The organism is Pseudomonas sp. HS6, assembly GCF_023375815.1.
Taxonomy (GTDB): Bacteria; Pseudomonadota; Gammaproteobacteria; order Pseudomonadales; family Pseudomonadaceae; genus Aquipseudomonas.
On sequence record NZ_CP067412.1, the window covers coordinates 4,829,106 to 4,841,769 of the forward strand.

12 protein-coding genes and 4 tRNA genes are annotated in these 12,664 nt (G+C 59.9%); 6 read left to right on the forward strand and 10 right to left on the reverse strand.

The window, feature by feature from the left end; genetic code table 11:
- Window positions 1–6: 6 nt before the first annotated feature.
- Both JJN09_RS21840 and JJN09_RS21845 read right to left on the reverse strand, forming a co-directional pair.
- Window positions 7–222 (reverse strand): hypothetical protein, encoded by a 216-nt coding sequence (locus JJN09_RS21840; RefSeq protein ID WP_007959584.1) that lies wholly within the window; start codon window positions 220–222, stop codon window positions 7–9.
- A 65-nt stretch (window positions 223–287) separates the two neighbouring features.
- A complete protein-coding gene (locus JJN09_RS21845) occupies window positions 288–977 on the reverse strand; it encodes an energy-coupling factor ABC transporter permease (RefSeq protein WP_249483725.1) in 690 nt (229 codons plus the stop codon).
- Window positions 978–1,110: 133 nt separating this feature from the next.
- Between JJN09_RS21845 and JJN09_RS21850 the strand changes: the two genes are divergently transcribed.
- The 5 genes from JJN09_RS21850 to JJN09_RS21870 all read left to right on the forward strand — a co-directional run bounded on the left by JJN09_RS21850 (window position 1,111) and on the right by JJN09_RS21870 (window position 4,472).
- Entirely contained in the window at window positions 1,111–1,737 is a 627-nt protein-coding gene (locus tag JJN09_RS21850; protein ID WP_007959580.1) for a DUF1780 domain-containing protein, read from the forward strand.
- The gene (locus JJN09_RS21855; protein WP_249483726.1) at window positions 1,734–2,261 is read left to right on the forward strand and encodes an MOSC domain-containing protein; all 528 of its coding nucleotides are present in this window, start codon (window positions 1,734–1,736) and stop codon (window positions 2,259–2,261) included. Before JJN09_RS21850 ends, JJN09_RS21855 begins: the two co-directional genes overlap by 4 nt.
- Window positions 2,262–2,312: 51 nt before the next feature.
- Window positions 2,313–2,486, forward strand: coding sequence for a DUF3094 domain-containing protein (locus JJN09_RS21860; RefSeq protein WP_096820886.1), 174 nt, complete (start codon window positions 2,313–2,315; stop codon window positions 2,484–2,486).
- 66 nt (window positions 2,487–2,552) lie between these two features.
- Window positions 2,553–3,851: an NAD(P)/FAD-dependent oxidoreductase gene (locus tag JJN09_RS21865; protein WP_064599500.1), complete on the forward strand. Its 1,299-nt coding sequence runs from the start codon at window positions 2,553–2,555 to the stop codon at window positions 3,849–3,851.
- A 213-nt stretch (window positions 3,852–4,064) separates the two neighbouring features.
- Window positions 4,065–4,472, forward strand: a complete 408-nt coding sequence (locus JJN09_RS21870; RefSeq protein WP_096820884.1) for a hypothetical protein — start codon at window positions 4,065–4,067, stop codon at window positions 4,470–4,472.
- A 72-nt stretch (window positions 4,473–4,544) separates the two neighbouring features.
- Here JJN09_RS21870 and JJN09_RS21875 read toward each other — a convergent pair whose 3' ends face one another.
- The 8 genes from JJN09_RS21875 to rluD form a co-directional block, all read right to left on the reverse strand.
- Window positions 4,545–6,170 carry a methyl-accepting chemotaxis protein gene (locus JJN09_RS21875; protein WP_249483727.1) on the reverse strand — a complete coding sequence of 542 codons (1,626 nt, stop codon included), beginning with the start codon at window positions 6,168–6,170 and terminating at the stop codon, window positions 4,545–4,547.
- A 159-nt stretch (window positions 6,171–6,329) separates the two neighbouring features.
- A tRNA-Pro gene (locus tag JJN09_RS21880) sits at window positions 6,330–6,406 on the reverse strand.
- Window positions 6,407–6,503: 97 nt separating this feature from the next.
- Window positions 6,504–6,579 (reverse strand) — tRNA-Lys (locus JJN09_RS21885).
- A 5-nt stretch (window positions 6,580–6,584) separates the two neighbouring features.
- Window positions 6,585–6,661 (reverse strand) — tRNA-Pro (locus tag JJN09_RS21890).
- 9 nt (window positions 6,662–6,670) lie between these two features.
- A tRNA-Asn gene (locus tag JJN09_RS21895) sits at window positions 6,671–6,746 on the reverse strand.
- A 298-nt stretch (window positions 6,747–7,044) separates the two neighbouring features.
- Window positions 7,045–9,609 (reverse strand): ATP-dependent chaperone ClpB, encoded by a 2,565-nt coding sequence (gene clpB / locus JJN09_RS21900; RefSeq protein ID WP_249483728.1) that lies wholly within the window; start codon window positions 9,607–9,609, stop codon window positions 7,045–7,047.
- A gap of 131 nt (window positions 9,610–9,740) precedes the next feature.
- Window positions 9,741–10,463, reverse strand: a complete 723-nt coding sequence (gene pgeF, locus JJN09_RS21905) for a peptidoglycan editing factor PgeF (RefSeq protein ID WP_249483729.1) — start codon at window positions 10,461–10,463, stop codon at window positions 9,741–9,743.
- Window positions 10,460–11,422 carry a 23S rRNA pseudouridine(1911/1915/1917) synthase RluD gene (gene rluD / locus JJN09_RS21910; RefSeq protein WP_249483730.1) on the reverse strand — a complete coding sequence of 321 codons (963 nt, stop codon included), beginning with the start codon at window positions 11,420–11,422 and terminating at the stop codon, window positions 10,460–10,462. Before rluD ends, pgeF begins: the two co-directional genes overlap by 4 nt.
- Before the next feature lie 152 nt (window positions 11,423–11,574).
- Between rluD and JJN09_RS21915 the strand changes: the two genes are divergently transcribed.
- The gene (locus JJN09_RS21915; RefSeq protein WP_249483731.1) at window positions 11,575–12,597 is read left to right on the forward strand and encodes an outer membrane protein assembly factor BamD; all 1,023 of its coding nucleotides are present in this window, start codon (window positions 11,575–11,577) and stop codon (window positions 12,595–12,597) included.
- The last annotated feature ends 67 nt before the right edge of the window (window positions 12,598–12,664 follow it).

Consider the following 12,664-nt stretch of genomic DNA (forward strand, 5'->3'; position numbering starts at 1 on the left):
CCCTGATCAGGGTCGCATGAAGCCGTAGTCCTGATCGTCGTCGAGGTTTTCTGCCAGAAAGCGCAACTCGTCGGCCAGGTCTTCGGCGTTGCGTACGGCCTTGCTCTGTTGCACCACCGCACTGAGCAAGGCGCGCAGACTCAAACCCGGATCGAATCCCACCTCCTGCGCCATTTCCAGACTTTGCCGGGTTTCCTGCCTCGCCCACTCGTAAACGCTCATGCCGCTGCTCCTGAAGGGATTTGGCCGAGCATGAAATGCCGCGCGCGGGGTGGATTTGATGTGGATCAAGACTTGGGATCGTCGTCCTTCCAGGGTGCCGAAAGGTAGCGGGTGCGGTTGAAGGTCTCCAGCCATTCCGGGCAGAACACCACCAGCGCGCTGATCACCATGCCGTTGATGAACGCCTCTGGAAAAATCAGCAGCCACAGGTAGCCGATGAAATCTTCCAGCCACTCGGGCATAGCGAAGAGGCCGTCGTACCAGAGCAGCGTCAGGCTCAGCACCAGGCACGACAACGCCGACAAGGCCGCCGCAAAAAAACCGGAGCAAAAAATATACACAAACGGATTACGCGGTTGCGCACGCTCGACCAGGATCGCCACACCCTCGGTGATCAGTACCGGTAAAAGGATCAGCAACGCACCATTGACCCCGATCGCTGCAAGATCCTGGCGTCCCAGCATGACCAACGAGATTTGCGCCACCAGCCCGCCGACAATCGCCAACGGCCAGTCGAGCAGCAACGTCACGGCAGTCATGCCGATGAAGTGATAGGACACACCCGTGTCGAAATCCCTGCGCACCATCCACAGCAGAAACAGCGCGAACACCGTACCGAACAGCAAGTGCTGACGACGACTGTCACTGAACAGTTCGACCCACGGTGCACGGCAGATCGCCCAGAGCAGCACCGGCAGGTAAATCAGCCAGCCAAGGGTCAAACTTGTCGATGACAGCAGTTCTGCACCGATCATGATCCCATCACCTTCGTTCGCACCGCAGACTCCTTTGATTGGCGCTCCTGCGGCGAAGTCTACACCCCCGCCCGGGCGAAACTGCCGATGCAAAGCTTTCTGCTTGTCGCAATTGAACGCTAAGCTTGGGCCTATGGATGACTCAGATTATTTACGCCTGCTGACCATCGCGGCCGAGCAAGCCAACGCGTTCCTGTCCAATGCCCGCAAATGGGAGCGTGAGCGTTGGGTCTGCCAGCGCCTGCTGCAAGGCTTGAATATCCCGTATCGTGCCGACGAATTCGCCCCCGCCGGCGAGCCACCGGACGTGCTGTTTCGCGATGCCAATTTCGAGGTGTTTTTCGTCCTCGACGAAGGTCGCCGACTCAACGATGAATGGCGCGACGAGCTGCAACGCCGACGCAGTGCATTTTCCCTGAGTCAACTGGTGCGCCGCGAGGCCAAGCCGCGACGGATACCGGCCAACGAATTCCTGCTCAGGCTGGCGCCGACCTTGCGCAAGAAGGCGCACAACTACAAGGAACGCGGCATGGACCTGGGGGAGCTGGACATCATCGCCTTCGCCAGCCTCAAGCGCGAAGTGCTCGACCTCAACAGCCACTTTCCTCCGCCCACCGAATATTTGCGACAGGGCTGGCGCTCGCTGTCACTGGTCGGGCCGACGTTCGCCCGAGTGCTCTTCGCCCACCCCGATGCACCGGATTTTCTGCGCGGCAACCTGGGTCGCAGCATCGTGTTCGATGTCGGGATCAGCCTGTGACGCCACTTCAACAATTGATTGCCGATGTCCCACAGACCGGGCGTGTGCGCTGGATCGGCGTGCGCCCTGAATCCCGGGGTCCGATGCTCGCGCTCGATGCGGTTGAGGCGCGGCTTGAAGCCGGTCTCACCGGCGATCACGCTCGACCTGGAGTGCGCAATGCGCGGCAGGTGACGCTGATTCAGTGGGAGCACCTGGCAGTCATCAGCGCCTTGATGGGAAGGTCGGTAGAACAACCGGTCACGCCTGAAGATCTGCGGCGCAATCTCGTCATTAGCGGGATCAACCTGTTCAGCCTCAAGGGGCGGCGCTTTCGCATTGGTCAGGCGATTTTCGAAACCACGGGCTGGTGTCAGCCGTGCGCGCGCCTGCAGAACAACCTCGGCCCCGGAACATTCCAGGCGGTGCGCGGCCATGGCGGAATCACCGCGCGAGTGTTACAAAGCGGGATCATTCGCCTCGAGGACAGCGTGTCTGTCGAACCGGTCCCGGACAGTGGCTATGCTGCATTCAATCCCGGTTGAAAACCGCTGTAGCTTGTTCACTTTCAGTAACGTCTACCTGACGAGGCCTTTATGACCAGCCGCCTGAACCCCGATGACCAGAAGCATGTCGAAGAGTACCTGCAGTTGTCCCAACACCGTGTCGAGCGCCGGCCATTCCGGCCGTGGATGCTCCTGGTGGTGGTGCTGGCAGTGACCATTGGTCTGGGCCTGTTGAGCCGATTTATCAGTTACCTGACGCTATGAGCTGCATCGCGCTCGCTCGGGTTACGACGACAAAGATTTCCTTTAAAAACCTTGCGAGCTATCCCCATGTCCCATCGTATTGTCATTGTCGGCGGCGGCGCCGGCGGTCTGGAGTTGGCTACCCGTCTGGGTAAGACTCTGGGCAAGCGCGGCACCGCCAGCATCATGCTGGTCGACGCGAACCTCACGCACATCTGGAAACCGCTGTTGCACGAAGTGGCCGCCGGATCGCTGAACTCTTCCGAAGACGAACTCAACTATGTCGCCCAGGCCAAATGGAACCACTTCGAGTTCCAGCTGGGGCGCATGAGCGGGCTCGACCGTGAGCAGAAGAAGATCCAGCTCGCCGCCACCTACGACGAAAACGGCGTGGAACTGGTTCCGGCGCGGGAAGTGCCGTATGACTCGCTGGTGATCGCAGTCGGCAGCACCACCAACGATTTCGGCACCCAGGGCGCAGCGCAGCACTGCCTGTTCCTCGACACCCGCAAACAGGCCGAGCGTTTCCACCAGCAACTGCTCAATCACTATCTGCGTGCTCACGCCGGGCAAACCGATGTGGTCCAGCAGATCAGCGTGGCAATCGTCGGTGCCGGCGCCACTGGCGTCGAACTGGCGGCCGAGCTGCACAACGCCGCTCATGAGCTGGCGGCCTACGGTCTGGACCGGATCAAACCGGAAAACATGCACATCACCCTGATCGAAGCCGGACCACGGGTGCTGCCAGCCCTGCCGGAACGCATCAGCGGGCCGGTGCACAAGACTCTGGAAAAACTCGGGGTCAATGTGATGACCAACGCGTCGGTCAGCCAGGTCACCGCCGACAGCCTGATCACCGCCGATGGCAACGAGATCAAGGCCAGTCTGAAAGTCTGGGCTGCCGGGATCCGCGCGCCGGGTTTCCTCAAAGACATCGATGGCCTGGAAACCAACCGCATCAACCAGCTGCAAGTTTTGCCGACGCTGCAGACCACCCGCGACGAAAACATTTTCGCCTTCGGCGATTGCGCTGCCTGCCCGCAACCGGGTTCGGATCGCAACGTTCCACCACGGGCCCAGGCGGCGCACCAACAGGCGTCGCTGCTGGCCAAGTCGCTGAAACTGCGGATCGAAGGCAAGACCCTGCCGGAGTACAAGTACACCGACTACGGCTCGCTGATTTCGCTGTCGCGTTTTTCGGCTGTGGGTAACTTGATGGGCAACCTGACCGGCAGCGTGATGCTCGAAGGCTGGCTGGCGCGGATGTTCTACGTTTCGCTGTACCGCATGCACCAGATGGCGCTGTACGGACCGTTCCGCACCGCCATGCTGATGCTGGGCAGCAAGATCGGACGCGGCACCGAGCCACGCCTGAAGCTGCACTGATGTAAAACGCTGTGGGGGCGGGCCTGCTCGCTCCCACAGCGTTTTGTCTTTTACTGTATCTGCCCCCACTTTCCCCACCTTCGCTTACAAACGCCCCCGCTCCTCGACACAGACGCGATACACCGCCACCGCTTAATGGCCACACCCGAGCACACCTGCTCCGGCTGATCGCCCTTAACGTGTGGTTGCGCAGTGCAACCGAAGGAGAATGAAATGACCCGCACTTCGAAAATTGGCAAAACCTCCCTTGGCCTGGTCGGTGCCGTACTGGCTGGCGGCCTGATGCTGTCCGGCTCGGTCTTCGCCGCGCAACCGCTGGCCCAGGGCTACATGGTTGCCTCGGCTGAAACCTCGGTGAAAACCCCGGAAGGCAAATGCGGTGAAGGCAAATGCGGCGATGCGTCGATGGCCAAGACCGACACCGATGGCGACGGCAAGGTCTCGCGCGCCGAGTTCCTGAAGGTTGCGCCGAAGTCCGACTTCGACAAGATCGACACCAACCACGACGGTTTCATCGACGAGCAAGAGGCGTACAACAACGTAAAAGCCAACTTCGAAGCCAATGGCAAGAAAATGCCGAAGGGTCTGTTCGAACACCTGAAAGACCAGGACGGTGCCTGATTTTCAGCCTGCCCGACAAAACAAAGCCGCGCTTTCTCTGACGAGAAGCGCGGCTTTTTCACGCCTGCATGATTACAGCTGGAAGCGGCGAACCATGCCTTGCAGGGCATTGGCCAGTTGCGACAACTCATGGCTGGAAGCGCTGGTCTGATCGGCGCCGGCCGCCGAACGCACCGACAAGTCACGAATGTTCACCAGATTGCGATCCACTTCCCGCGCCACTTGCGCCTGCTCTTCGGCGGCGCTGGCGATCACCAGGTTACGTTCATGGATCTCATGCACCGACGCGGTGATGGTTTGCAGCGCCTCGCCGGCCCGCTCGGCCAGCACCAGCGTGGTGGACGCACGTGAGGCGCTGGCCTGCATCGACTCCAGCGCCAGGCTTGAACCGTTACGCATGCCTTGCACCATCTGCTCGATTTCCTGGGTCGATTGTTGCGTGCGATAGGCCAGCGCGCGGACCTCGTCAGCAACCACCGCGAACCCGCGTCCGCTCTCCCCGGCCCGCGCTGCTTCAATGGCGGCGTTGAGCGCCAGCAGGTTGGTCTGCTCGGCGATCGCCCGGATCACGTCCAGCACCTTGCCGATGTCTTGCGACTGGTTGGCCAGCGATTGCACCAGCTCGCCAGTGTGCTGCACGTCATTGGCCAAAGCGTTGATGGCGCTGGCGGTTTCACTGACCCGCTCTTGCCCAAGATGCGCCGATTCGCTGGACTGGCGCGTCGCGTCGGAGGTCGACACCGCATTGCGGGCGACTTCCTCGACCGCCGTGGTCATCTCGTTGACGGCGGTGGCGGCCTGTTCGATTTCGTTGTTCTGCTGTTGCAGCCCTTGAGTACTGTCATGGGTGACTGCGCTCAGTTCGTCGGAAGCGGTCGCCAGTTGCGTGGCCGATCCGCTGATGCCCTGCAGGGTTTCGCGCAAGTTTTGTTGCATGGTCGCCAACGCCTTGAGCAGCCGGCTGACCTCATCATTGCCGTGAGTTTCGATTGGGCGGGTCAGATCACCTCTGGCGACGTGTTCAGCAGCGTCGACGGCGGCACTCAGAGGGCGAACGATGCTGCGGGTGAGCAACATGGCCAGGGCCACGGTCGCCAGCGCCGCCAGAGCAATGAACAGACTCACGATGGTGCGCGAGGTTTCGTAGTGGTCGGCAGAGTTCTGGCTTTCGGCGGCGACCTGACGGGCGAACAAATCGGCCAGATCGTTGAGTTGTTTGCCGGAGCCATCGACCACGGTTTTCATGTCGACCAGCAGCAGCTTGGTCAGTTCGTCACGCTTGCCTTGCTCGGCCAGCGTGAACGATTGAGCGATGCCGGCGCGGTAGGCCGCGAAGGTTTTCTTGAACTGATCGTACAACTGCTGCCCTTCCGAGGTGGTAACCAGTCGGTCGTACGCGGCGATTTTCTCGCTCAGCTCTTTGTCGCGGGTGTCCATCTGGCTGCGGTAGGTGGCGACGTTGTTCGGGTCCTGATCCAGCGCCATGCGCAGGGAGATGGTGCGAATGCGCAGCATGATTTCGCGGATCTCGTCGCCGCCACGGATGCTCGGCAGCCACTGGTTCTCCACCGCGACCTCGCTCTCGCGGATGCTCGACATCTGCCCCAGGGCAAACACGCCGAGCAACGCCACCAGCACGGCGATCAGGGCAAAGCCCAGGGCGGCGCGGGGAGCAATATTCAACTGACGAAGCAACATGACGAACGCCCTTTTTCTTGTATTGGCCGGATTCAAGGGGCGATCGACGGCAGACCCCTTTCGTTAGCGGGCTATCGGCAAGTTGTACGATGACTTGAATGAAACATTTCTGGAGGGCAAAAAAAATCCCCGTATCTTTCGATACGAGGATTTTTAATATGGTCGGGGTAAGGGGATTCGAACTCCTGACATCCTGCTCCCAAAGCAGGCGCGCTACCGGACTGCGCTATACCCCGGTAAAAAAAAGGCGACCTTTCAAAGATCGCCTTCTTCGATCAGCGCTTTTGGCCTCTGACCTTAAGATTCGATCCCAGCGTTAACTGGTTTCAAAAATGGTGGGTCGTGTGGGATTCGAACCTACGACCAATTGGTTAAAAGCCAACTGCTCTACCAACTGAGCTAACGACCCAAAAATGGTCGGGGTAAGGGGATTCGAACTCCTGACATCCTGCTCCCAAAGCAGGCGCGCTACCGGACTGCGCTATACCCCGGCTTGAAATTGGCTCCGTGACCAGGACTCGAACCTGGGACCCAATGATTAACAGTCATTTGCTCTACCGACTGAGCTATCACGGAACTACATATTTCAATTTACTACGGTGAAACTTGCAGCTTCTCGACACCGTTTTCGCATCGCTGCGTTCGTGTGTCTGAGGCGCGCTATTCTACAACCTAGAACACCTCTGTCAACCCCCTAAATTGCTTTCAAGTTAATGATTTGCAACTTATTTCAGATTTCTGCCCAGTGAGCTGAAACCGTGTTGGTGACTGACTGCGGGGCGCACTTTACAAGCCTTTTCCTTTGAGTTCAACAGCCTAACGAAAAAAAAGGCCTCGCATTGCGAGGCCTTGCTTACTTAACCACCAGCAGGTGTCAGTTGAACGTGATCTCGTCGTTCTCCACGACGCCGGTTGCAGTCTCGCCTGGCAGGAAGCGACCCGACAGGATCAACTGCGCCAACGGGTTCTCGATCCAGCGCTGGATCGCCCGTTTCAGCGGCCGTGCGCCATAGACCGGGTCGTAACCGACAGCAATCAGCTTGTCCATCGCCTCCGGGCTCAGTTCCAGCTTCAGCTCGCGCTCAGCCAGACGACTGCGCAGACGACCCAACTGGATCTCGGTAATGCCCGCGATCTGATCCCGCGCCAATGGCTCGAAGATCACCACTTCGTCGACCCGGTTGATGAACTCCGGACGGAAGTGGGTGGAAATCGCATCCATCACCGCTGCACGTTGCGCTTCACGGTCACCGACCAGTTCCTGAATCTGCATCGAACCCAGGTTAGAGGTCATGACGATCACGGTATTGCGGAAATCCACCGTGCGGCCGTGGCTGTCGGTCAGGCGTCCATCCTCCAGCACTTGCAGCAGGATGTTGAACACGTCCGGGTGAGCCTTCTCGACTTCGTCCAGCAGGATTACCGAGTAAGGCTTGCGCCGTACCGCTTCGGTCAGGTAACCGCCCTCTTCGTAACCGACGTATCCCGGTGGTGCACCGATCAGCCGTGCCACGGAATGTTTCTCCATGAACTCGGACATATCGATCCGCACCATCGCCTCTTCAGTATCAAAGAGGAATTCGGCCAGCGCCTTGCACAGCTCGGTTTTACCGACACCGGTCGGGCCGAGGAACATGAACGAGCCGCTCGGACGATTCGGGTCGGACAACCCGGCACGGGAACGCCGCACCGCATTGGCCACTGCGACCACTGCTTCGTCCTGGCCGATCACACGCTGGTGCAACAGGTTTTCCATCTTCATCAGCTTGTCGCGCTCGCCTTCGAGCATTTTCGACACGGGGATACCGGTCCACTTCGAGACGACTTCAGCGATTTCCTCTTCGGTCACCTTGCTGCGCAGCAACTGGTTCTCGCTCTTGCCGTGCTGGTCGACCATTTGCAGGCTGCGCTCCAGATCCGGGATTACCCCGTACTGCAACTCGGCCATGCGATTCAGGTCGCCTTTGCGGCGCGCGGCTTCCAGTTCCTGACGGGACTGTTCGATCTTCTGCTGAATCTGCGCAGAACCCTGCACCTCGGCTTTTTCCGAGTTCCAGACTTCTTCCAGATCCGAGTACTCACGCTCGAGGCGGACGATTTCTTCCTGGAGTTTTTCCAGGCGCTTCATCGCCGCTTCATCGCTTTCTTTCTTCAGCGCCTGGGATTCGACTTTCAGTTGAATCAGGCGACGCTCCAGACGATCCAGCACTTCCGGCTTGGAGTCGATCTCCATGCGGATGCGGCTGGCCGCTTCGTCGATCAGGTCGATCGCCTTGTCCGGCAACTGCCGGTCAGTGATGTAGCGATGGCTGAGCTTGGCCGCCGCGATGATCGCGCCGTCGGTGATCGCCACCTTGTGGTGAACCTCGTAACGCTCCTTGAGGCCACGGAGGATCGCGATGGTGTCTTCTTCACTCGGCTCGTCCACCAGCACTTTCTGGAAGCGCCGCTCGAGGGCTGCGTCCTTCTCTATATATTGGCGGTACTCGTTGAGCGTGGTCGCGCCGACACAGTGCAGCTCGCCACGGGCCAAAGCCGGTTTGAGCATGTTGCCGGCATCCATCGAGCCTTCGCCTTTACCGGCGCCGACCATGGTGTGCAGTTCGTCGATGAACAGAATGATCTGCCCTTCCTGCTTCGACAGCTCATTGAGCAGGGATTTCAGGCGCTCTTCAAACTCACCGCGATACTTGGCACCGGCAATCAGCGCACCCATATCGAGGGACAGCAGACGCTTGCCCTTGAGGCCATCCGGCACTTCGCCGTTGATGATGCGCTGGGCCAGACCTTCGGCAATCGCGGTTTTACCCACGCCCGGCTCGCCGATCAGCACCGGGTTGTTCTTGGTGCGGCGTTGCAGAACCTGAATGGTGCGACGGATTTCGTCGTCACGGCCGATCACCGGATCGAGCTTGCCTTCTTCAGCGCGCTTGGTCAGGTCGACGGTGTATTTATCCAGCGCCTGACGCGACTCTTCGTGGTTGGCGTCGTTGACGGCTTCACCACCGCGCAGGTTGTTGATGGCGTTTTCCAGGGCCTTTTTGCTCACGCCCTGGCCGAGCAGCAACTTGCCGAGCTTGCTGTTCTCGTCCATCGCGGCGAGCAGCACCAGCTCGCTGGAAATGAACTGGTCGCCCTTCTGCTGGGCCAGACGGTCGGCCTGGTTGAGCAGACGCGCCAGATCCTGCGACATGTTGACATCGCCGGTCGGGTTCTGGATTTTCGGTAATTGATCGAGCTCTTTGGTCAGCTCTTTACGCAGGCTGTTGACGTCAAAGCCCACCTGCATCAGCAGGGGTTTGATCGAACCACCCTGCTGTTCAAGCATGGCTTGCATCAAATGCGCCGGCTCGATGGCCGGATGATCGTGGCCGACTGCCAAAGATTGGGCATCGGACAACGCCAACTGTAACTTGCTGGTTAAACGGTCTATACGCATGGGTCACCTTCCTTTTGAGCAGGCCGGACCTAAAAAACCATCCTGAATAAAGAAACCTGCCAGATACCGCTATAGATGCGGTCGATTCTGGAAGATTCAAGCGTCAGGGAGTTGATGCAGGTCAGACAAGCTTAGCGGGTGAGCCAAATCAGGGAGGCGAAGCGACCTGTGCGCGATGCACGGCGATAAGAGAAGAAGCGCGGATCGGTCACGGTACAGAAACCGCCACCATAAACAGCAGTGACACCGCGAACCGCCAGACGCAGTCGCGCCAGCTTATAGATGTCAGCCATGAACTTGCCGGCATTGTGGCTCGGGACAAAGGCTGTCGCGGCTTCGGGCAATTGATTGATGAAGACTTCCCGGACTTCCGGGCCGACTTCGAAGGCTTGCGGGCCGATGGCCGGGCCGAGCCAGACCAGAATGTCTTCGGCAGGCACATCCAGACTGTCGAGGGTGGCTTCCAGCACGCCATTCGCCAGGCCACGCCAACCGGCATGAGCGGCAGCAACGCGAGTACCGGCACGGTCGCAGAACAACGCCGGCAGACAGTCGGCGGTCATCGCTGAACAAGCGATACCGGGCGTTGCAGTCCAACTGGCATCCGCCGTGGCCACCACGGACGGATCAGCATGCGCCACGGCAATCCCATGCACTTGCTGTAACCAAGCAGGCTGTATGGAGAAGTGTTCGGTCAGACGCCGACGGTTTTCGGCAACGGCCTCCGGGCGGTCATCAACATGATCGCCCAGATTGAGGCTGTCGAACGGCGCCTCGCTGACGCCGCCCTCACGGGTGGTGACACAGGCCTTGACGCTGGCCGGCGCGGGCCAGTCCGGCGTCAGCCAGTTCATCCGATGAATGCCTCGCGATCCTGCTTGAGCAGCGTCAGCAGCCAGACCAGATCTTCCGGCAACGGCGATTCCCAGCTCATGCGCTCACCGGTGGTCGGATGATCCAGCTCCAGGAACCGAGCATGCAGAGCCTGACGCGGGAAGTGCTTGAGGGATTCGACCATGGTCGGGTTCGCCGCTGGCGGAATGCGGAAACGACCGCCGTACGCCGGATCGCCGACCAACGGGAAGTTGATGTGTGCCATGTGCACGCGGATCTGGTGGGTACGACCGGTTTCCAGCTTCACCCGTACGTGGGTGTGCGAACGGAAACGCTCCAGCACGCGGTAGTGGCTGACGGCAGGCTTGCCGCCTTCCATCACCGCCATGCGCTGGCGCTGCTGGCCGTGGCGACCGATCGGGGCGTTGATCTTGCCACCGGCCGTCACCACGCCGATCACGATGCACTCGTAGATCCGGCTCACGCTGCGGCTTTGCAGCTGGGTAACGAGTTTGGTCTGCGCCTGAATGGTCTTGGCCACCACCATCAGACCGGTGGTGTCCTTGTCCAGACGATGCACGATACCGGCGCGCGGGACATTGATGATGTCCGGCACGTGGTGCAGCAAGGCGTTGAGCAAGGTGCCATCGGCGTGACCAGCAGCCGGGTGCACCACCAGGCCCGCAGGCTTGTTGATCACGAGGATGTCATCGTCTTCATAGACGATATCGAGCTCGATGTCCTGAGCGACCCATTCACCCTGGGCCTCCTGCTCGGCGGTCAGCTCAAGGATGGCACCGCCATGAACGATGTCGCGCGGGCGGATGACCGCCCCGTCCACAGTCAGGCGACCTTCTTTGATCCAGGCGGAAAGGCGCGAGCGTGAGTGCTCTGCGAAGAGTTGGGCGGCGACTTGATCGAGGCGTTGGCCGCCCAATTCGGACGGCACCTCTGCGCGAAGTTCAATTTTATCGGACATGCTCGGACTGGGCGTCGGCTACAGCCTTTGGTTTCGGCTGCGCGCTTGTGGTTAAATACGGCGTCTTTTGCCCCGGGGCTTTTCAACGGGGCGCTCATCATAACAGGACGGCCCCGCCCAAGACAGCGGCCGTCATAGGGACGCAAGCCGCCATGCAAGTGAAACACCTGCTGCTGATCGCCATCCTCGCATTGACCGCTGCTTGCTCATCGAAGGAAGTCGTAGACGAAAACCTGAGTGAAGCCGAGCTGTACCAGCAGGCTCAACAGGACCTGGACAACAACAGCTATACCAGCGCCACAGCCAAGCTGAAGGCTCTGGAGTCGCGCTATCCGTTCGGTCGCTACGCGGATCAGGCACAGCTGGAACTGATCTATGCCAACTACAAGAACTCGGAGCCGGAAGCTGCAAAGTCCGCCGCCGAGCGCTTCATTCGTCTGCACCCACAGCACCCGAACGTCGACTACGCCTACTACCTCAAGGGCCTGACCTCGTTCGACCAGGACGTCGGCCTGCTGGCGCGCTTCCTGCCGCTGGACATGACCAAGCGTGACCCGGGCGCTGCCCGCGACTCCTACAACGAGTTCGCCCAGCTGACCAGCCGCTACCCGAACAGCCGCTACGCGCCGGACGCCAAGCAGCGCATGATCTACCTGCGCAACCTGCTTGCAGCCTACGAAATCCACGTAGCCGACTATTACCTGACCCGTCAGGCCTACGTCGCCGCCGCCAACCGTGGCCGTTATGTCGTGGAAAACTTCCAGGAAACCCCATCGGTCGGTGACGGCCTGGCGGTGATGACCGAAGCCTACCAGCGTCTGCACCTGGACGAACTGGCAGCTTCCAGCCTGGAAACCCTGAAGCTCAACTACCCGAACCACCCGAGCCTGAAAGACGGTCAGTTCGTACCGTCGGTCGCTGAAGCCGACAACCGTTCGTGGCTGAGCAAGGCAACCCTGGGCCTGATCGAATCCCGTCCTCCATTGCCGCCGGGAGAAACCCGCGCCAACCAGGACGTGCAGAAGCAGTTCCAGGATGCGAAAGACGCGATCCCGAACGAGCTCAAGCCTAAAGACGAAAACGGCGCAGTGATCGAAGAAGAAGAGCACAGCGCGGCAGGCAACAACGACGACCGCTCGTGGTTCAGCTACATGACTTTCGGTGTGTTCGACTGATCACAGCGCAAGCACGAGAAAGGGAGATCTTCGGATCTCCCTTTTTTATTGCCGCGTTTTATTGAGC

Bases quoted from the DNA above. Each gene is read 5' to 3' on its own strand.
- JJN09_RS21840 (WP_007959584.1), bottom strand. From the start codon at position 222: ATGAGCGTTTACGAGTGGGCGAGGCAGGAAACCCGGCAAAGTCTGGAA.
- JJN09_RS21845 (WP_249483725.1), bottom strand. From the start codon at position 977: ATGATCGGTGCAGAACTGCTGTCATCGACAAGTTTGACCCTTGGCTGG.
- JJN09_RS21850 (WP_007959580.1), top strand. From the start codon at position 1,111: ATGGATGACTCAGATTATTTACGCCTGCTGACCATCGCGGCCGAGCAA.
- JJN09_RS21860 (WP_096820886.1), top strand. From the start codon at position 2,313: ATGACCAGCCGCCTGAACCCCGATGACCAGAAGCATGTCGAAGAGTAC.
- JJN09_RS21865 (WP_064599500.1), top strand. From the start codon at position 2,553: ATGTCCCATCGTATTGTCATTGTCGGCGGCGGCGCCGGCGGTCTGGAG.
- JJN09_RS21870 (WP_096820884.1), top strand. From the start codon at position 4,065: ATGACCCGCACTTCGAAAATTGGCAAAACCTCCCTTGGCCTGGTCGGT.
- JJN09_RS21875 (WP_249483727.1), bottom strand. From the start codon at position 6,170: ATGTTGCTTCGTCAGTTGAATATTGCTCCCCGCGCCGCCCTGGGCTTT.
- clpB (WP_249483728.1), bottom strand. From the start codon at position 9,609: ATGCGTATAGACCGTTTAACCAGCAAGTTACAGTTGGCGTTGTCCGAT.
- pgeF (WP_249483729.1), bottom strand. From the start codon at position 10,463: ATGAACTGGCTGACGCCGGACTGGCCCGCGCCGGCCAGCGTCAAGGCC.
- rluD (WP_249483730.1), bottom strand. From the start codon at position 11,422: ATGTCCGATAAAATTGAACTTCGCGCAGAGGTGCCGTCCGAATTGGGC.
- JJN09_RS21915 (WP_249483731.1), top strand. From the start codon at position 11,575: ATGCAAGTGAAACACCTGCTGCTGATCGCCATCCTCGCATTGACCGCT.